The following is a 19,414-nucleotide window of genomic DNA, read 5'->3' on the forward strand; positions in this document are numbered from 1 at the left end:
GGACAGCAGACAGGTCATGTCTGCGTCCTATCGATCATTTCTTGGGCGGCGGTGGCGGTGGCGGTGACTTCGGAAGGTCTTTGCCATGATCCTTAACGTAGCGCATTGGCGGCGGTGGAGGCGGTGGCGGCTTCTGATTGCTCACGTTTAGTAAACTCCTGCTGGTAGGTGTAAAACGGAACGAAGGACAATACCGAAAATATTATAGTCAAGGTTACGTAATTTGCTAACGAAACGAGCTTCGCACCACGCTTGTCGTTGTTCATCGTATTTACGGTTGCCCCTTCGATGTAGTAGTTCAGGATTATGGCCTTGAAATAGGTTTCTGCATCGTCGTCATTTTCTCCGTGCGCTGCAAAATGCTTCTCTGCTTCAGCCCTGTACTTCTCCAGCTCGGTCAAGGTAGGCAGACCCCTGTCAAAGTCACGCAATTGCCACGATGACCGAAAATAATATGCGCCGCAAAGTAAAGTAAACACAGCCGACAGGTAGAAGATCCAGAATGCGATACCAGCGAAGCCATCTTCTGAGCCTGGCGCCTTGCCTAACATGTAAGATAGGAATGAAAGTAATACGCCTAGCATGGCAAGGGGAAGGTTAAGTCTTGAGATCAGTTTTTCTTTACGCTCCAGCTCGTAGAAGTAAATCTTCTCATAAAAAACAAATCTTGCTGTGTCGTCCATTTGGCCTCTCACTGAATAAATAAGCCTGACTCATTTTACTCTGGCTTGGCGAGAGCATGAGCTGGCCAATTTGCTGATCCTCTAAGGGCCAGTAAGTCCATTCAAGTCAGAAATCAGCGTCCCAAGCGTTCATCACTTCATTCGCGCTCCCAAGCCAGCGAAACTCAGGGCGCTGTATGGCAGCCGCAACCTGCCGGCTCCCATTCCCCTCCACTCAGGACGATAAGCTCTCGACGCCCTCGGTGAACAGTCCTGCAGTTGCCACAGCGAATTGGCCCGTTCCCACCGATTGTAGGCACACGTACCGTACTGCAGCTCCGTTGGACAGCCGACGCCAAGCAATAACCTCAATGCAGTCCTGCGCATTCATAGCAACCTCACAACCCTCCTGGAAAGAAAATATGCCGTCTCAAATGATTTCAATTATGTCCATGTCCCATGCGCAGCTAAGATTCACCTTCGCCCAAGCTATAAACCACACACCGGCCCTAGTCTGATCAAGTTCAGGCGTTTCTGGACATCATGCCGGCGTGTGGACTCTTCGGGATCTAGAAACCGAATCGATACCACTTACTCGCCTTTATCATCGACCGGTGCTCGTCTGAAACAACGCTACCGTACTCAGGCTCAACGGCTGGTAACTCAGGTAAATTCGCTGCCGCGCGCAGCGTTAAGATCAGGGTACCGATGGCTTCTTGCTTCTCGAACTGCTGGAGCTCCGTAACGAACTCCTCTTCGGCCTTCAGGATGTCTTCGAGCGACGGCAAATGGGCATGAGGACGCTGCTTCACCAATGACTCACAAAGTGGCTCGAACGCTTCGTAAACAAAAGCTTCCTTTTCTTGCGCTTTGTACATATCACGCAGAAAGGCGGGCTTGATCTTTTCACACAAGCTTTTGCTGAAGATGATGACTTCATCCTCAGTGAGCAGGTAGTCGTTAACGAGAGGCTCAAGCAAGTCAGGCAGCATATCGACCATTTGCTTGGCATCATCGACAACAATGTAATCCATTAGAGCCTTGGAGAGCGCGCTCGCACCAAGGCCAATCCCCAGCCCGCCCAGAGCACCACCGACCGCCGCTCCGACAGCCGTGCCAACCCCAGGGATTATTGAGCCTAGTGCTGCACCGCCTGCTGCTCCAGCTAATCCACCCGCCACACCCGAGGCATTGACTACAAGGTTTTTGCTCACCTGAGCCCAAGACACATTTTTGGAGAAGGCAGCTCGATAGATATCCGGAGAGGTCATAAGAACAGTGACGACAGTACCCGATACGACATTGCTCCTCAGGGCCTTGGCTGCGTAATTACGCGCTGCCAATCCTTTCATCGCTTGGCCATTCATGGCTGAGGCGTATTGGATAATGAAGCGTTTGCCAAGTTGGGTTTTGAACATCGCATCGATGGCATTTTTGGCCACCACTTTCCCCACCCCTCCGATCAACCTTGTACGAAGCAACTGCGCTGTGAGCACCCCTGACAGCAGGGAAATACCACCCACTTTCAAACCCACTACCAGTGATGAACGTAGCGCCACTTTGCTGTCAACGCCTTGTGCTTTTAGGGTCACGAAAGTGATGGCAAAAGACAGCGAGAAGGCGAAGGTCGTGGAGACGGCACGCGACTTGATGTCAAAAAGGATGCTGTCGACGTTGCCAGCTTTAGCGATATTTACCGCTTGCCTGTAGGTTATCGAGCCCTCCTTGACTAACTCCTGAGCACGAGCAGGGTCGGTTACTCCTGGCACCTGCCCGTCCTGAATGCGTTTGCGCATCAACTCAATGGCTTGTTCGTATTGATCCTTGGGTACCTCTATGACCTGATCAGGATAGCGGTACCGCCCCTTATCAAAGGCTGAGTTGATGGACTCTTGGGCACTTTGACAGTATTTGGTCTGGATCTTGACGCCGTCGACAATGCGGTCAGCACCATTGAGCTCGCGGGTTTTTCCTGTGAGTTCGACTTTACGCCCTTGCAGAACATCGTTAAGCGCGTTGGCATCTTCAGCGGCATAGCCGTGGCCGGTATTTTTCGTCCGGTAGTGATTGATGTTTGTCTGCTCGATACCAGCGGAGACGAGGGGCGCTGACAGGTGGCTCACGTCAACCTGTGCCTTTCGGTTTTTTGCTAGGAAATCCAAGGTAAGGGGTTCGTGTTCGAGGGTGGCCAGCTCAGACATTCCGTGTTTCCAGAGGCATCAGGGATGGCAACTTGATACCACTGATGGACTGCTCAGGCAAATATTGAAGAGTGACAGGGCAATCCGATCTCTCCTGCCAGCGATAAGCTCCCAAATCATGTGCGTGGGCAAAGGCCTCACGACACCAGCGAGGACGTCCTCCTATCAACGAGCAGGTTGGTAAGGCATAAGGTTCGTCGTGTTGAATGCATGACTGAAGTCCCGCAGCGCGATGATGGTCTGCCAGAGTCCAACTATCACTGAGACGAATGGGATGAGTATTGATTCGAGCGTCTCTGGGCCGCACAAATACCCACGCGTGCTATTGCGCTTTCGAACAGGCTTTGGGCTATGCAAGCGGAGCGCGCAGGCGTGACGGATGAAAGCCCGCCAGGGCCAGGAAGCAGCTTGCTGCGGCCTGGTTCACGCCACCCGTCTGCCACAGGCAGAACGCCCAAATCAAACCAGGAGAAGGTGATCCAGAACAACAAGGGCGGCACCGCTGACCGCAACATCCAAATACCTCGGCCTGGCCACCTACAGCTAAACCTGATCTTGAGATGGACACACGTAGTGGTTCTCACCTAGTCAGAGCGCATACAACATTCCCATACGCGCAAGGTGCCTTCAGTCAAACGCTCAAATACCGTAACGCTTGTTTCCCCCGGAGGTGATGCAGTACCGACCGCCACGGGGCCCGATGCACACGTTGCCTGACGAGCAAGGACAGGACGAGCCGTATGTAGGTGTCTGTTGACGGGCAGGCTGCGGTGCCTGGGTCAGTGGTTTGGGCCTCTGCACAACGTAGCAGCCTGACCCGCTACAAAGGTTTTTGGACGACAGCCACCGTCCAGGTTGACCACCAGTGCTGATGCGCGCCCATTCGTTCTTCATCTCGAAGACCTGAACCTTTTCTCCGCGCTTCAATTTGGATACGACCTTACCGCCTGGTTGATCCCGCACATTGAGACTATCGGCGCTTACGAACTGGTCAGTTGCGGAGGGGGTCTCCGGTAGTGGCGATGAGGCTGGGGAATTAGCTGCTAGCGTGCTCGACGTGGTCAGAGCGCCTGGCTGGGTTGAGGCTGGTGGCGAATCTTTTTTCCCTACTGCCCACAGGACGGCAAAAAGAATAAGGAGTGGGACAAACCATGACTGCGGTTTCTTTCGCATATCCATTGCTCTCGCTAGGCACACATTGGAACGGCTGTCTTCCTGACCAACCATTGCATCATACTAACGCAAGCGTAGCCAAGACTGGATTTTTTGCAGCTTGTTCAGCTTCGAGAGCTTAAGTTTGCCGCGATCCAGCAACCTAAGCAGCCCACTTAGCTCCACAGGACAAGGAACCATTCTACGACTTCAACGTTGCAATGCTCTGCATCACTCAGCGCCCACTTGACGACCATGTCTGCTGCAGCTCTGTAATGTGAGCCATATAGCTCTGCCCCTCACGCAAAGCAGTCATGTGGTCGCGAACCTCTTTAGGAACGATTGCCATACCACCCTTAGGGGGGCGTTCTGAGAGTGTTCAATGAGCTCACGATTTGAACGAAAGCTCGCTCTCGGTCTTTCTCATTTTCATTACGATTATCAACAGCGGCCAGATTCCGAAGCCGTTTGAGGATATGTCAGGCTGCATCCCAGCGAATTAACGAAGATAGCTTGAGCATATTAACCACCTTGTAAATTTCGCATTTCGTCTTCCAGCACAACGATTGTGTGCTCAAGCTTCAAGATATCAATCCGCAGCTGATTTATTACCTCCAAGCATTGCTGGTGGTCTCTCATGTACATATCACGAGCCTGCGCAGTTTTTCTTAGAGAGGCTTGTAGCTCAATATTGGCAGCACGAGCGTCTTGGAGCTGGGTGAACCAGTAGACGATCTCAAGCCTGCTGAGCTCCAACAATTCTTCAGGGGTGCGCGTCTGTGCTATCGCGGCTGCATTGTCGTTCTTTTGTTGAGCACGCTTCGCCTTGATTTCTCGCAGGCGTTCAAGCGGCCAAGCGCGGTGGTAAATTGTGTTTCGATGCACACCAGCCAGCTTCGCCAGCTGAGTTACGTTAGCCGCAATCGAAGAATCTTTCTCCATCTTGTTCAGCGCAGCGTCGAGCGCCAGAGTGACAGCCTCGAAGCTCTCCTCATTCTTGGCGTCATAGGCTGATGTGTTCACACAGATACCTCAATGCCGAGCTGAATGAGCACTTCTTTGGCTTCGGCAATCACTAGCTTCATTTGCTCGATTGATAAGTCGACGTCACCCTGGTCTCTCAGCTCTGCGAAGGCTGCAGACGGATCTGCTTCGTACCGCCTTAGCGCTACGGTGTTTTGTATATAAATCTCTTGCCACTTGGGCGCATTAGCTTCAGTTACCACCGCGTTTTGACAACGGTTGGGATTACAGCGCAGGGAGCCAATACAGGGAATGGAGGGATCATCCAAATCTGTCGCGTTGCCGTAGCAGTATCCTTGACCGACGTTGATGACTGCAAAATTTAGCTCAGCCATCCGTTCGAAGATATCGTCGTTCGAGTAACCAGCCTCGAGATACCCTTTGAAGTATTTCTTGAGCCGAGCACGGTGCGCGGATGCGTTGTCCCCGGCATAACCCCCATCGGGGTTTAAGGAATTCATTATGAACTCCTTCTCGGCATCTATTCGACCGGGAGCATCTGAGCCACCACCTGAGCTTAGAGTCTCGCCGATGCCTCCGTAGTCAATGGTGACGGTGCCGACCCGTCTGTTACGCATATCTTGGCCAATGGTACTGGCATGGTGACCAAAGTGCTTCAGCTGGTAGGAAATGAAGGGTAATCCCACTGCGGCCCTGAACATCTGATTGGAGAGTGAATGTCTCAGTGTGTAGGGCGATACCTCCAGCTCTTCAAGCTCTTCGGAGGTCAAGGTTTTGGCCAAGAAGGCATAGAGCTGATGGGTTAACCCAGACCCGCTCAACGACTTGGCTTCATGCTGCATGCCAGGCATCACGGTGTTCATGTTGGAGAACAGGTAGGGGTTCTGCTTGAACCGGTCAAGAATCCTCAGCACTTGAACTGCATCCTTGACGATTGGGATCGCAACCCACTTATCATCGAAGAGCTTCCTGAGGACTTTCCGATGTTTCATGACGCCACTGATGATGAGATCGTGACCAAATTCATCGTCTGTCAGACAGCCTTCAACCAAACAATTGCAAAGCTCTGATGGCCTCATCCCGGTGTACTGAGCAACGATGTAGCAGGCGCTGTTGTTGATATGAGTGAGATACTCATACAGCTCATTGTCCATGGGGGCTTCTGTTAATTTGCACAGTGCTTCCTTGTCCTTTAGCATCCAAGGTTTCTGGAACGACCAATATTCACGCGCCATCTGATAGAGAAAGGGTTTGATCTCAAGGCCTTTGTAGCCCCTTGAAGACATCCGGTACGCAACGTAGATGTCATAATTTCTTCGCGTGATACTAGCGTCCGAGGCTTTGTGATAGCCCACCAGTTCGAGCCGGCTCAGCGTGTCCTGATCCCAAATATCTTCGTCCAGCGCTCTTAGGAAATCGACAACTGCGAAAGAGCCCTCGCGCGAGCATTTCTCGAAAATATGATTGCTGAACCATTTTTTTCTAGAACGGGATTGTTTATTGGTGAGGCTGTTTCGCTTCCAGTTTAAGGCTTCTAGGTCGACATATGCCAAAGGCTTGGCAAAGAGGTTTTCGACCAAAAAATGAGACCTCAACACTCGAAAGCCTTGAATAAATGTCTCCCTGAAGGCACGGTCAAAGTTTTCAGCTTCCAGCCGATAGTCCTGTTCCGTGAAGTCGGCCAAGCTGAAGTGCGATTTTTCGAAGAAGTGATCTCCATGCTCTGCTCGCTTACGTGCGCACATCTGGTTGATAAAGGGGATTATGGATTTAAAGATGTCCAAGACCGAATAGTGTTTGTAGCTCGTAGGCGATTTTCTGTAGAAAAGTGCTCCTGGAATTTCGAGCATGCACAGCAAGGCTATCTTCAGCTCGAAAAGAACCGTTTCGTTTAGGCTCTCATAGATCTCGAAATCGATCCGGGATTTTGCGCCCTGTATGTCCCTTGGCAGAGCCTGAGACTCTTCGTTGAAGTCCCAGATCATATGCTTTAAGAGACTGAGTTTGCTGACAGGGAGGTTCATCAGGGCAGCGAGTAACTCAAGTGCGTTTACCCCGTCGTTGGAATGGGCGGTGACTGTGATCAGCTCGTTACCTAAGTAGCTCAGAAAGCGCTCGCGCACCGCTTTGATTTTGTAAATGAGGCTATCGAACCCGAGCATCACAGGGACACCGTCTCAATCAAGGGGCTAGTGATGATGTGCTCTGCTAACCGCCGGGCCTCATCAAGCTGCTCCGCCGTGAAGCCATGGTCAGATGGAGTCAGAATGCTACCCAATACCTCAAGGTTCTCGCGGATAACAGCGCCGTAGGGCGTCTCGGCCACGTTGCTCGTGGACATAATCGATATGTAGTCCCACTGCATGGCAAACAGGTCGGGAAGGTTCGATACGGTGATGATAGAGTTGCTACAGGAGAGGCACTTGTTCAGTAGCGAGCACTTACTGCCTTTTTTGTAGTTCGGCAGCTTTTTGATTTCATCTGGAGGATTTAGCGCATCCTTGCAGCTGACCAACCCAGTCCGGATGACAATTGGTGCTGAGGTTGCAGCTGCCGGAGTCGGCCTGACCGGTTGGCTATCGCGAGTGATCGTACCTTTATGAATTTGGATGAGCGCGTTGGTGTTGACCTCACGAGCTGTCTTGTTGAATTCGAGTTGATCGAGATACTTCTGCGTGGCACTCAGCGATTTGTGACCTAGAATTACCTGGATTTCCCTGATGGATAGACCCAGCTCAACGAGTTCAGCCACGAGGCTCGGGCGCAGCCGGGAAGCCGAGATATTGAGAGCTTTCCCGTCTTCAGTTTTGAGGTCGTGATCCCTGGCAAACTGGTTCATCACGGTATTGATCACGTTTGAGTTCTCGAAAGACTTCACCTTCCGGAACTCGCTTTGCTTCTGCGACTCATAGATGAATAATCTGTCTTTGACAGGCTCTTCGGCTCGATCTCGAATGTGGCGAGTCAGATAAATGACCTCATTGAAAATCTTCTTAATCTCAATGCTTTGTGCTCGCGAGTACCATGTCCAATCCGCATACATCATGTCGAGATGAAGAACCTTACCCCCACCTGACCGAACTTTCCAATAGCGAAGATAGGGGCGCTGAGTAATTTCGTGGCGCTCGACGAAATCATCAATATCCAGGCTTTTGAGGGAGTCGGCGTTCAGCCCCGTTACCTGCGCAAGCCGGGTGATGTAGGGGGCCAACATTCTTGAGGTCAGATGGTAGATAACCCCCCAACTGGCATACGTTTCAGCAACTCCTAATCCGCCGATGTTCAATAATCGTGCAAAGGCCTGTTCGTATTTTTCCTCAGCGTCAGCCGACCATCGGCTGATTAACCTACCGTTGAGTTTATTTTCGAAAATCCAACGAGCATTCTCTAGGGTGGCCATACCTCTTACAAGGTATCCATCCTCACCCAATGGATCACTGCCACCATGGAAGGGGGTGTAGTCTTTGGCCAGCTCGTTGGTTTCTTGCCGCTCCTTATCACAAGCTTGCTGGATCCCAGTTCGAACATACTTCGGATAGGGACGATACTGATCTGTTTCCCGAGCGGTGCTGAACCCTTCCACATCGATAAATGACGTGAGGCCCATTCCTCGGATCTTCACCGCTCGCTTGAGCATGGAGCGGACTGCCGACAATACCCCTTGTGAGTAAAGCGATTTTAGCAAGCCGGCTTCCATTTGATCGGTGAGGTATTTCCTGAATCGCGTTAGGTAGTGGGCAGTAATGTACTCACGAGGATCCTCATTTCCATTGAAGCCAACCTCTGTCAGATGCAGGGTCATTTGCCGGAATCCTTCACTGTAGTTGTGCAGGCCCTTCGCGGATTTTGACCTTATCGACGCTGCGGCAAAAATGTGTAGAAGCTTGCTGAAAGACCTACCAGGGTTCTCTACCAAATCTTCATGCTTGGAGATTGCGACCTGCCTGAGCTCAGCGAGCGCCTTAGTAAGGGAATCCTTAGGTGAGGCCTGTTGTTTTTTTAGCTCGGCTTCGACCCCCCGTTCCTTGCAGTTTTTGTAGTCGGCATTGATGACGCCAAGCCGCGTGAGGTCAGTGAGAATGTCTTGAAAGGTCTGCTCAACGACGACAAATTCTGAGCGCGCCCACTTCAGGTTTTTCATCCCATCGACTTGAAACAGGCTGGCTTTCGAAGAGATGGTATTGCCGAATACCGGGACGCTTTGCTTTTCTTCTTCCGTCAGGCTCTCATACCAGCAGAGAAGCTTACGGCGCCACTCATTCGCGATTGAGGGCTGCCCTGGGATCACGATTTGCTCCTCGATCATCTGTTGGATTATGGAGTCGAGGATGTCTCGCCTAGTTTTGAAGGTGTTGCCGCTGGTGTTGAGCTCCTTCTCGAGATACGTGTACGCCGGGCTCAACTTTCCCCTCTGCGAGAGCTTCACCTTCAAAAGAGACTGACGGCTAGTCTTGACTTGGGTGGCCCAGGCCTCGATTGCTTCAGTGACCTCGGATTCCAATCGCTTAGGGCGCCTGGTGGGCTTGGGGGACTCTACGTCGTTGGTAGGCAGGGCGCCTGTTTTACCCTCGGGCGGCTGATGAGTAGCGCTCATTTTAGGCTTATTCCCGGACACGGTTGGGCACGGACAGACATGGCCTGTCTTCCTGGTTAGTAACCAGAAATGAATACCATGGCGATGCGCCGGTCAAGTCGGAAATATAGATAAAAGCCTTATTAATCAACAAGTTAAGAGTATACTGGTGGTATACCCTTATCGCTAAGCATCTGACCGATCAGGATTTTTCCCTGACCGGCATGGCAAAATGTGTCAAATGTCATGAGCCAATTTTCACGAGTCAATGCAGGGTATGAGGGCCGACCACCTGTTGCTCGAAGCCGGTGGTGGCTCGCCGGGTGCGGTCTCGGTCAAGCGTCGCGTAGGTGTCGATGGATGATGACTGAGTTACGTGGCCAAAGCTCTTGGAGAGCTTGCTCAGACGCTCATGCAGGTGTGCACTCCCATCGTGTGGCTCTCCTTGTGTCTCGCTGATTTCAATCACAAGCGGTTCACCAAGTGACGATTTCGTGTTCTTCATTTCGAGCATCTCTCTAGGTTGCGATGGTGGGTTGAATCTGGATGGTTCCGGTGCCCAAGGCTATCGAGATGCAGAGTCCAGAGTGTAGTTCTGGTCGAGCTGAGTCCTGAAAAACGCCCGAAAATCAGAAAGATGTGGGCATGTTGCCAGCATCATTTCGGCCCTTCTGAGGCGTGTCCACGAGGCAGTCATTTCTTGTCCCCAGTCTTGATCCGCCTGGTAGTCCTATCGCGAAGAACCTGCATTTCTCCACACTTGGTCTTGAGGAGCGAGTCCGGCTTGCAGAGCTTTTGATAGATGTCATGGGGGATCTGCGCGTAACCCTCTGTCGTAGTCATATACGCATGGCCGTGCCCTATCGAGAGCATCCCAAGGCGCTGGAAATAATCTGTACCTAGGTCGGGGCTTGTGAGGAGGAGGTATGCAGAGCCGTGCCGGAACTTATGTGGTGAAATTTTCCGCTTGATCTTGCGTGATTTCCGAGCACGCTCAGAAACGCGTTCGAAGAGCTTTTCGACGCTTTTGGTCGTATAGGCCTTTCCATGCGAATTGAAGAACGCGGGCGTCTTGTTAGGGTCTCTGAAGCGCTGGCTATATCGACGGTACAAAGGTGTGCTGTGGTATCTCTCGATGCGCTCTAGGGTCGTCCTGCTGACAAGCGTTACCCTAGGAACGATCTGGTTTTTTCTGCCCTTGCTGCCTTGGACGTGCAAGGGGCTGTAATCCGCATTCACAGGGATGTTGCAATCAGCGGATACGTATTGGAGTTTCTGGTAGTCGAGCGCATCACGTATGTGCTGAAGCGTGATGCGGGGAACCTCGGACTCTCGAACTCCTGAGTCGTAAATCAGCTGCAGCATGCACCTTTCTCGTTCTGACTGCGCATGTAAGATCAGCTGTTCAAGCTCGGGCATGCTGCATGGCTGGACGATAGCTTTGATGTTCGCCTTGCCCGTCCGAATCGGCCCGTGCTCATAAGGGTTGTCAGCCCGGAGCGGAGGCTTTCCACTGAGGCTGATGCAGAGGTGGGACGTGAAGAAGTGATGATAGGCCGCATCTCGCCCTTGCACCGTTTTGGGAGCGAGGCCAGCCCCATCCAGGCGACCCAAGTACACCTCAATGTTACCTAAGCCGACACTCAGCAGGAGATCGTCTCTAGGTGAGTTTTCGTACTCAGGTTGGGTCTTCTGGTCTTGAAGCAGGTAGGAGATACGTCTTGCATAGGACAGAACTGTTTTGTCTGCTTTAAGGATGTTTCTGTAGTTGCGGCAGAGGTAGGAGGATACCAAGGGGAGAAGCTGTTCATCATCATCGATCAACCCGCACCCAGTCACCTGCACGAGTGGTTCACTGCCTTCAGGCTGAGCTAAGAACTGCTCACGGTGTTTGCCGTTGGCGAGGATGGAATTGCTTAGGTCGAGCTCTCTGCCTCGCACCATCATCACTTTCATTTTCTGACGCCCCACGCATCGACTCAGGAAGATCGTTGTGGAGTATGACTCATGGCTCAGATTCTGGATGGGGTAAAGGGGAGGGCTATCGGATTGTGCACTTTAGTGTAGGGGGGTAGAAATCACCGCCTCGGCGGCGTGGTCGGTGCCGATCACCAGGCCTGCGCGGGCGCCAGCGATGGTGTACTGGGCGACCATCCGGGTACGCGCCTTGACGTTGCCGACCACGAAGTCGACCAGCGTCGGCGAGCCGTTTTTCAGCTCCACCACTTCAGCCGCCAAGGCCCGTACCGCCGGGGCGATGTCGACGGTGTGCACTTCATTGGCCTTGATCACTTCCAGGCAGGCCTGGGCGTCATGTTCGTCGTGTTGCACCTGATAAGGCAGGCGCACCGCGATGAAGGTGTAGGCCGTGTCACCGGTTTCAGCGCGCAGCTCGTTGATGGCGCGCTGGGCCAGCAGGGCCGCGGTCAGCGAATCGACGCCACCGCTGATGCCCAGGACCAGGGTCTTGAGCCGGGCGTTGTTCAGGCAACTCTTGATGAAAGCCACGCGCCGGGCGACTTCGGCCTCTAGCGCAGCGGCATCGGCGAATGGCGGCTGCACCTTCAGCGCCTGGGCAATCTCTTGCTGGACCGCTTGCATGGGTTACTCCTTGCTGGGGACTTTGAAAACATGCCGCATGTAGGCGACGAAGTTGGGGTCGCGGCACTGGGTCTTGGCCGATTCGTCGGAGATCTTCGCCACCGGCGAGCCGTTGCAATCGGTCATCTTCAATACGATGTTCATCGGCGCTACGCCCGGGATGTCGCAGGTCAGGTTGGTGCCGATGCCAAAGCTGACGTTGATGCGACCGCGCAGGGCACGGAAGATTTCCAGCGAGCGGGTCAGGTTGAGGCCATCGGAGAACACCAGGGTCTTGGTCATCGGGTCGATGCCCAGTTTCTGGTAATGGGCGATGGCTTTCTCGCCCCAGGCCACGGGCTCGCCCGAATCATGGCGCAGGCCGTCGAACAGCTTGGCGAAGTACAGGTCGAAATCGCCGAGGAAGGCATCCATGGTGATGCAGTCGGTCAGGGCGATGCCGAGCAGGCCGCGGTACTCGCGAACCCAGCAATCGAGCGCGGCGATCTGGCTGTCGATCAGGCGCGGGCCGAGCTGCTGGTGGGCCATGAACCATTCATGGGCCATGGTGCCCAGCGGCTTGATATCCAGTTTCCATGCCAGGTCGACGTTACTGGTGCCGACGAAGCGGGCCGGGAAGTCATCGCGCAGTACCCGTACCACCTCTTCCTGCACTCGGCTGGAAAAGCGTCGGCGGGTGCCGAAGTCGGCCACCTGCAGCTCGGCCAGTTCTTCCTCGCTGGCATGTGCGCGCAGCCAGTCGAACTTGCGGTACAGCTGGTCGCGGGCTTCGGCCAGGCGCATGCGCGGATGCAGGTGGCGGTTGCGCACTTCGCTGATGATCGCCAGCAGGGGCACTTCGAACAGGATCACGTGCAGCCACGGGCCACGTAGGCGCAGGTACAGCTGGTCGTTCTCGATGCCCAGGCGCACGTAGCGCAGGTTGAAGCGAAACAGGCCGAGAAAGCGCAGGAAGTCGGGCTTGAGGAAGCTGATGCGTTCGAGGAAGGCCAGCTGGCCCTCGTCCAGCGTCAGTTCGCCGAGCAGTTCCAGCTGGTTGCGGATCTCGCCCAGGTAGGGGCGCAGGTCCTCGCCGTTGCGGCAGCGGAATTCCCATTCCACATCGGCGTCCGGGTAGTTGTGCAGCACGCCCTGCATCATGGTGAGCTTGTAGAAGTCGGTGTCGAGCAGGTTGTGCACGATGCGCTCGGCGAATGCGCTCTCGCTCATCAGGGGGCTCCAGAAACGGCGAATGGCGGACATTGTGCCAAATTTTCGGGTTCTGATGTGCCTGTGCCGGCTTCTTCGCGGGTGGGCCCGCTCCCACGGAGGCCGCGTAATAGCCAAATCGGGTGTTTTTCCGTGCACCAGCTAGCCTTGAAAAGGTGCCGCTTGTAGCAGTCGCGCACCAGGGGTGTGCAGTTCGGTGACGTCGGCTGTTACAGGGCGGTTGCACGTTAACACTTGCCAGGGTTGCAATGATGGCACTCGACGGTTGCTCCTTGTCTGTACGTGTGGTGGCGCCCACCGCATGGCAGACGGTTGCACGCTCAATAAAGAAAAGGCCGTCGGTCGCTTCGATGCGACCTACACACTGTGTTTCTCCAGATTACAAAACCGATGGCACGGCCCTTGCTCAGAGCACAGGGCTGAGAAGTTGTAGTGCCAACCAAAAAAACTCTAGGAGCACCACCTCATGTCGCAGACGTTTTACAAGAAAGGTTTCCTGGCTCTGGCCGTAGCTACGGCACTGGGTGTTTCTTCGTATGTTCAGGCCGACGTCAAGATCGGTGTCGCGGGGCCCATGACCGGGGCGAACGCAGCGTTTGGCGAGCAGTACATGAAAGGTGCACAGGCAGCGGCCGACAAGATCAACGCCGCCGGTGGCGTGAACGGCGAGAAGATCGTCCTGGTCAAGGGCGACGATGCCTGTGAACCGAAGCAGGCCGTGGCCGTGGCCAACCGCCTGGTCGACCAGGACAAGGTGATCGGTGTGGTCGGTCACTTCTGTTCCTCCAATACCATTCCCGCCTCCGAGGTGTACGACGAGGCTGGCGTCATCGCCATCACCCCCGGCTCCACCAACCCGCAGGTCACCGAGCGTGGCCTGAGCGCGATGTTCCGCATGTGCGGGCGTGACGACCAGCAGGGTGTCGTCGCCGGCGACTACATCGTCGACGTGCTCAAGGGCAAGAAAGTCGCGGTACTGCACGACAAGGACACCTATGGCCAGGGTCTGGCCGACGCGACCAAGGCGCAACTGGAAAAACGCGGGGTCAAGCCGGTGCTGTACGAGGGCCTGACCCGTGGCGAAAAAGACTTCAGCGCCGTGGTCACCAAGATCCGCGCCGCCGGTGCCGACGTGGTCTACTTCGGTGGCCTGCACCCGGAGGCCGGCCCGTTGGTGCGCCAGCTGCGTGAACAAGGCCTGAAGGATGTCAAGTTCATGTCCGATGACGGCATCGTCACCGACGAACTGGTGGCCACCGCAGGTGGCGCGCAGTACGTCGATGGCGTGTACATGACCTTCGGCGCCGACCCGCGCCTGCTGCCCGACAGCAAGGCGGTGGTAGAAGAGTTCCGCAAGGCCGGTACCGAACCTGAAGGCTATACGCTATACGCCTATGCCTCTATGCAGGTCCTGGCCGCCGCCTTCAATGGCGCCAAGTCGAACAAGGGAGAGGACGCGGCCAAATGGCTCAAGGCCAACCCGGTGCACACCGTCATGGGTGAGAAGAAATTCGACAGCAAGGGCGACCTGACCGTGTCCGACTACGTGGTCTACCAGTGGGACAAGGATGGCAAGTACCACCAGCTGGAAAAACAAAAATAACAACGGCCCACGGCCCGGGCGCACATGCCCGGGCCAAAGCCCCGCGGTACCTGTCTTTATCCGTAGATCCGCACGGTTCTGCTGCGCTGTGCTCGGCGCTCGTGCGATCTCAACCAGGTGAGATTGCGTTATGGATGGTATTTTCCTGCAGCAACTGGTCAACGGCCTGACCCTAGGGTCGGTCTATGGCCTGATCGCCATCGGCTACACAATGGTCTATGGCATCATCGGCATGATCAACTTCGCGCACGGCGAGGTGTACATGATCTCCGCGTACCTCGCGGCGATCAGCCTGGCATTGCTGGCCTACTTCGGTATCGAGTCCTTCCCGCTGCTGATGCTCGGCACGCTGTTGTTCACCGTGGTCGTCACCGGCGTCTACGGCTTCACCATCGAGCGCATCGCCTACAAACCCCTGCGCAACTCCACCCGCCTGGCACCGCTGATCAGTGCCATCGGCATCTCGCTGATCCTGCAGAACTACGCGCAGATCAGCCAGGGCGCCCGCCAGCAAGGCGTGCCCACCCTGCTCGAAGGCGCCATGCGCATCGAGGTCGGTACCGGCTTCGTGCAACTGACCTACACCAAGATCTTCATCCTGGTGGCCGCATTCGTCGGCATGGGGCTGCTCACCTACGTGATCAAGTACACCAAGCTCGGCCGCATGTGCCGCGCCACCCAGCAAGACCGCAAGATGGCTTCGATCCTCGGCATCAACACCGACCGGGTGATTTCCTACGTGTTCGTCATCGGCGCGGTGATGGCCGCACTGGCCGGGGTGCTGATCACCCTGAACTACGGCACCTTCGACTTCTATGCGGGCTTCATCATCGGCATCAAGGCCTTCACCGCCGCAGTGCTCGGTGGCATCGGCTCGCTGCCCGGGGCCATGCTCGGCGGCATCATCCTTGGTATTTCCGAGTCGCTGTTCTCTGGCCTGATCAACTCCGACTACAAGGATGTGTTCAGTTTCTCGCTGCTGGTGATGATCCTTATCTTCCGCCCGCAAGGCCTGCTGGGTCGCCCGCTCGTGGCTAAGGTGTGAACATGTCCGTTGCCAAAACTGCCTCCGTTGCCGAAACCAAAGGCTTCGATATCAAACGCAGCCTGCTGGAGACCTTGGTCGCCGGTTTGCTGGCCCTCATCGTGTTTGGCCCGGTCGTCGGCGTGGTGCTCGACGGCTACAGCTTCAATGCCCAACCCACGCGCGTCGCCTGGCTGGTCGGCGGGGTGATGCTTGGGCGCCTTCTGCTCAGTTTGTTCCTGCAGACCGCCAGCGGCCAGCGCATGCTCCAGGGCTTCGACAGCGGCGGCTCCGGCGTGCATGTGCTGGCGCCAGGCTACAAATCGCGGCTGCGCTACATCATTCCGGCGCTGATCGTCATCGCCATCGTGTTCCCGATCTTCGCCAACAAGTACCTGCTGACCGTGGTCATCCTCGGCCTGATCTACGTATTGCTGGGCCTGGGCCTGAACATCGTGGTGGGCCTGGCGGGCCTGCTCGACCTGGGTTACGTGGCGTTCTACGCCATCGGTGCCTACGGCCTGGCGCTGGGCTACCAGTACCTCGGGCTGGGCTTCTGGAGCGTGTTGCCGCTGGCGGCCATCGCCGCAGCGCTGGCCGGGTGCATCCTCGGCTTTCCGGTGTTGCGCATGCACGGTGACTACCTGGCGATCGTGACCCTGGGCTTTGGTGAAATCATTCGCCTGGTGCTCAACAACTGGCTGTCGTTCACCGGCGGCCCCAATGGCATGCCGGCGCCATCGCCCACTTTCATGGGCCTGGAGTTCGGTCGTAGGGCCAAGGACGGCGGGGTACCGTTCCATGAGTTCTTCGGCATCGACTACAACCCCAACCTGAAATTCCTGTTCATCTACATCGTGCTGTTTCTGGTGGTGCTGGCGGTGCTGTACATCAAGCACCGGCTGACCCGCATGCCGGTCGGGCGTGCCTGGGAAGCGCTGCGCGAGGACGAGATCGCCTGCCGCTCGATGGGCCTTAACCATGTGCTGGTCAAACTCTCGGCGTTCACCCTGGGCGCTTCCACCGCAGGCCTGGCCGGGGTGTTCTTCGCCACCTACCAGGGCTTCGTCAACCCGTCGTCGTTCACCTTCTTCGAGTCGGCGCTGATCCTCGCCATCGTGGTCTTGGGTGGCATGGGTTCGACGGTGGGCGTGGTGATCGCCGCATTCGTGCTGACCGTGGCGCCGGAGCTGCTGCGCAGCTTCTCCGAATACCGGGTGCTGTTGTTCGGCGTGCTGATGGTGCTGATGATGATCTGGCGGCCGCGGGGGCTGATCCGCATCAGCCGAACCGGCGTGGTTCCGCGTAAAGGAGTGGCGCCATGAGCGACGATATCATTCTTTCGGTGGATAACCTGATGATGCACTTCGGTGGCATCAAGGCGCTCAGCGATGTCAGCCTGAAAGTCCGACGCAACCAGATCTTCGCCCTGATCGGCCCCAACGGCGCCGGCAAGACCACCGTGTTCAACTGCCTGACCGGCTTCTACAAAGCCAGTGGCGGGCGCATCGAGTTGAACCTGCGTGGCAGCCAGACCAACGTCATCGAGTTGCTCGGCGAACGCTTCCAGGCCGCCGACTTCGTCTCGCCGGCACGCTTCGCCAGGCGCATGTACTACAAGATGTTCGGCGGTACCCACCTGGTCAACCGCGCCGGCCTGGCGCGGACCTTTCAGAACATCCGCCTGTTCAAGGAAATGTCGGTGGTGGAGAACCTGCTGGTGGCCCAGCACATGTGGGTCAACCGCAACCTGCTGGCCGGCGTGCTCAACACCAAGGCCTACCGCCAGGCCGAGAGCGATGCCCTCGACCACGCCTTCTACTGGCTGGAGGTGGTCGACCTGGTCGACTGCGCCAATCGCCTGGCCGGCGAGCTGTCCTACGGCCAGCAGCGGCGCCTGGAGATCGCCCGGGCCATGTGCACGCGGCCTAAGATCATCTGCCTGGACGAGCCGGCCGCCGGCCTCAACCCTCAGGAAACCGAGGCCCTGAGCCGCATGATCCGCGTGTTGCGCGACGAGCATGACATCACCGTGGTGCTGATCGAGCACGACATGGGCATGGTCATGAGCATTTCCGACCACATCGTGGTGCTCGATCACGGCAAACTGATTGCCGAGGGCGCGCCCCAGGACATCCGCAACAACCCGACGGTCATCGCCGCCTACCTGGGTGCCGACGAAGAGGAGCTGGTATGAGTGCACCCATTCTCGAGCTGCGCGACCTGGACGTGTTCTACGGGCCGATCCAGGCCTTGAAGAAAGTCTCGATGCACATCGGCGAAGGCGAGACGGTGAGCCTGATCGGTGCCAACGGCGCCGGCAAGTCGACCCTGCTGATGTCGATCTTCGGCCAGCCGCGGGCGGCGTCGGGGCATATCCTGTACCGCGGCACCGACATCACCCGCAAGTCGTCGCACTACATCGCTTCCAACGGCATCGCCCAGTCACCGGAAGGGCGGCGGGTGTTTCCCGACATGACCGTCGAGGAAAACCTGATGATGGGCACCATCCCCATCGGCGACAAACATGCCGACGAAGACATGCAGCGCATGTACGAGCTGTTCCCACGGCTCAAGGAGCGGCGCAACCAGCGCGCCATGACCATGTCAGGCGGTGAACAACAGATGCTGGCCATCGCCCGGGCGTTGATGAGCCGGCCCAAGCTGCTGTTGCTGGATGAGCCATCGCTGGGGTTGGCGCCGATCGTGGTCAAGCAGATCTTCGCCACTCTGCGCGAACTGGCCAAGACCGGCATGACCATCTTCCTGGTGGAGCAGAACGCCAACCACGCGCTGAAACTGTCGGACCGGGCCTATGTGATGGTCAACGGGCAGATCCGCATGACCGGCACGGGCCAGGAACTGCTCGCCAACGAAGAGGTGCGCAACGCGTATCTGGGTGGGCACTAGGGGTTGACGGAGTGGTTTGGGAGCCTCGTCGTCAATGTGGACAACTTGTCGCACAAGGCTCACCGACCACCTCGTTTTCGCCTCGCAAGCCATTGTTTCCACAAGCACATTGTTTTCCACGGATAATGTGGAGGCGCCTGTGGAAAACATGGTGGCACCTGGCTGCAGGCCTTGTGGTGAAAGGCTTGCAGCGTTCTGGTCGTTTTTTGATCAGGCGTTCCTTGTGGATGATTTCATTGAGGTTTCTGGCTCTCGAAGGGTTGCCTAAGTACTGGTTCAAGCCTGTGGATAACTCTGTGTAAAAGCCTTGGACAGACGGCTGCAGCCAGCATCATTGAAAGCCTTGCGCCATTATGGAGCGTGTCCGGCGAGACCCTCGCTGGCTGAAAGGGTTCCGCCCACCCGTCAAGTTGCCCCCAATCTGTGGGGAAAGCCTTGTGGATAACATGCGCATAGCTGCCGTGCGGCCCTCTGCTGCAAGGGTTTGACGCGTAT

At 56.1% G+C, this 19,414-nt stretch carries 14 protein-coding genes and 1 pseudogene; 5 read left to right on the forward strand and 10 right to left on the reverse strand.

Annotated elements, in window-relative coordinates; genetic code table 11:
- Positions 1-92: 92 nt before the first annotated feature.
- The 10 genes and pseudogenes from IAE37_RS04390 to pncB form a co-directional block, all read right to left on the reverse strand.
- Positions 93-683 (reverse strand): hypothetical protein, encoded by a 591-nt coding sequence (locus IAE37_RS04390; protein ID WP_236409779.1) that lies wholly within the window; start codon positions 681-683, stop codon positions 93-95.
- Positions 684-1,231: 548 nt separating this feature from the next.
- Positions 1,232-2,863: a hypothetical protein gene (locus tag IAE37_RS28985; RefSeq protein WP_201169770.1), complete on the reverse strand. Its 1,632-nt coding sequence runs from the start codon at positions 2,861-2,863 to the stop codon at positions 1,232-1,234.
- A gap of 639 nt (positions 2,864-3,502) precedes the next feature.
- The gene (locus IAE37_RS04400; RefSeq protein ID WP_328822692.1) at positions 3,503-4,090 is read right to left on the reverse strand and encodes an SH3 domain-containing protein; all 588 of its coding nucleotides are present in this window, start codon (positions 4,088-4,090) and stop codon (positions 3,503-3,505) included.
- A 447-nt stretch (positions 4,091-4,537) separates the two neighbouring features.
- Positions 4,538-5,038, reverse strand: coding sequence for a hypothetical protein (locus IAE37_RS04405; RefSeq protein ID WP_201169774.1), 501 nt, complete (start codon positions 5,036-5,038; stop codon positions 4,538-4,540).
- Entirely contained in the window at positions 5,035-7,161 is a 2,127-nt protein-coding gene (locus IAE37_RS04410; protein WP_201169777.1) for a tyrosine-type recombinase/integrase, read from the reverse strand. The genes IAE37_RS04405 and IAE37_RS04410 overlap by 4 nt, the downstream gene beginning before the upstream one ends.
- Positions 7,161-9,593 (reverse strand): tyrosine-type recombinase/integrase, encoded by a 2,433-nt coding sequence (locus IAE37_RS04415; protein WP_201169789.1) that lies wholly within the window; start codon positions 9,591-9,593, stop codon positions 7,161-7,163. The genes IAE37_RS04410 and IAE37_RS04415 overlap by 1 nt, the downstream gene beginning before the upstream one ends.
- A 244-nt stretch (positions 9,594-9,837) precedes the next feature.
- Positions 9,838-10,077 (reverse strand): hypothetical protein, encoded by a 240-nt coding sequence (locus IAE37_RS04420; RefSeq protein ID WP_201169792.1) that lies wholly within the window; start codon positions 10,075-10,077, stop codon positions 9,838-9,840.
- Positions 10,078-10,265: 188 nt separating this feature from the next.
- A complete protein-coding gene (locus IAE37_RS04425) occupies positions 10,266-11,528 on the reverse strand; it encodes a tyrosine-type recombinase/integrase (protein ID WP_201169806.1) in 1,263 nt (420 codons plus the stop codon).
- A 120-nt stretch (positions 11,529-11,648) separates the two neighbouring features.
- Positions 11,649-12,173 (reverse strand): annotated as a pseudogene (gene nadE / locus IAE37_RS04430) (NAD(+) synthase); the annotation flags it as partial.
- A 3-nt stretch (positions 12,174-12,176) separates the two neighbouring features.
- A complete protein-coding gene (pncB, locus tag IAE37_RS04435; protein WP_201169809.1) occupies positions 12,177-13,382 on the reverse strand; it encodes a nicotinate phosphoribosyltransferase in 1,206 nt (401 codons plus the stop codon).
- Between the two features lie 466 nt (positions 13,383-13,848).
- Here pncB and IAE37_RS04440 point away from each other — a divergent pair, with 466 nt between their 5' ends.
- The 5 genes from IAE37_RS04440 to IAE37_RS04460 all read left to right on the forward strand — a co-directional run bounded on the left by IAE37_RS04440 (position 13,849) and on the right by IAE37_RS04460 (position 18,919).
- Positions 13,849-14,985, forward strand: coding sequence for a branched-chain amino acid ABC transporter substrate-binding protein (locus IAE37_RS04440; protein ID WP_201169812.1), 1,137 nt, complete (start codon positions 13,849-13,851; stop codon positions 14,983-14,985).
- A 130-nt stretch (positions 14,986-15,115) separates the two neighbouring features.
- On the forward strand, positions 15,116-16,030 hold the full coding sequence (locus IAE37_RS04445) for an ABC transporter permease subunit (RefSeq protein ID WP_201169815.1): 915 nt from the start codon (positions 15,116-15,118) through the stop codon (positions 16,028-16,030).
- Positions 16,031-16,032: 2 nt separating this feature from the next.
- The gene (livM, locus tag IAE37_RS04450; protein ID WP_201169818.1) at positions 16,033-17,334 is read left to right on the forward strand and encodes a high-affinity branched-chain amino acid ABC transporter permease LivM; all 1,302 of its coding nucleotides are present in this window, start codon (positions 16,033-16,035) and stop codon (positions 17,332-17,334) included.
- Complete coding sequence (locus IAE37_RS04455) at positions 17,331-18,206, forward strand: ABC transporter ATP-binding protein (protein ID WP_201169829.1); 876 nt, start codon at positions 17,331-17,333, stop codon at positions 18,204-18,206. The genes livM and IAE37_RS04455 overlap by 4 nt, the downstream gene beginning before the upstream one ends.
- Complete coding sequence (locus tag IAE37_RS04460; protein ID WP_201169831.1) at positions 18,203-18,919, forward strand: ABC transporter ATP-binding protein; 717 nt, start codon at positions 18,203-18,205, stop codon at positions 18,917-18,919. Before IAE37_RS04455 ends, IAE37_RS04460 begins: the two co-directional genes overlap by 4 nt.
- The last annotated feature ends 495 nt before the right edge of the window (positions 18,920-19,414 follow it).

Source organism: Pseudomonas sp. S31 (genome assembly GCF_016648105.1).
Taxonomy (GTDB): Bacteria; Pseudomonadota; Gammaproteobacteria; order Pseudomonadales; family Pseudomonadaceae; genus Aquipseudomonas.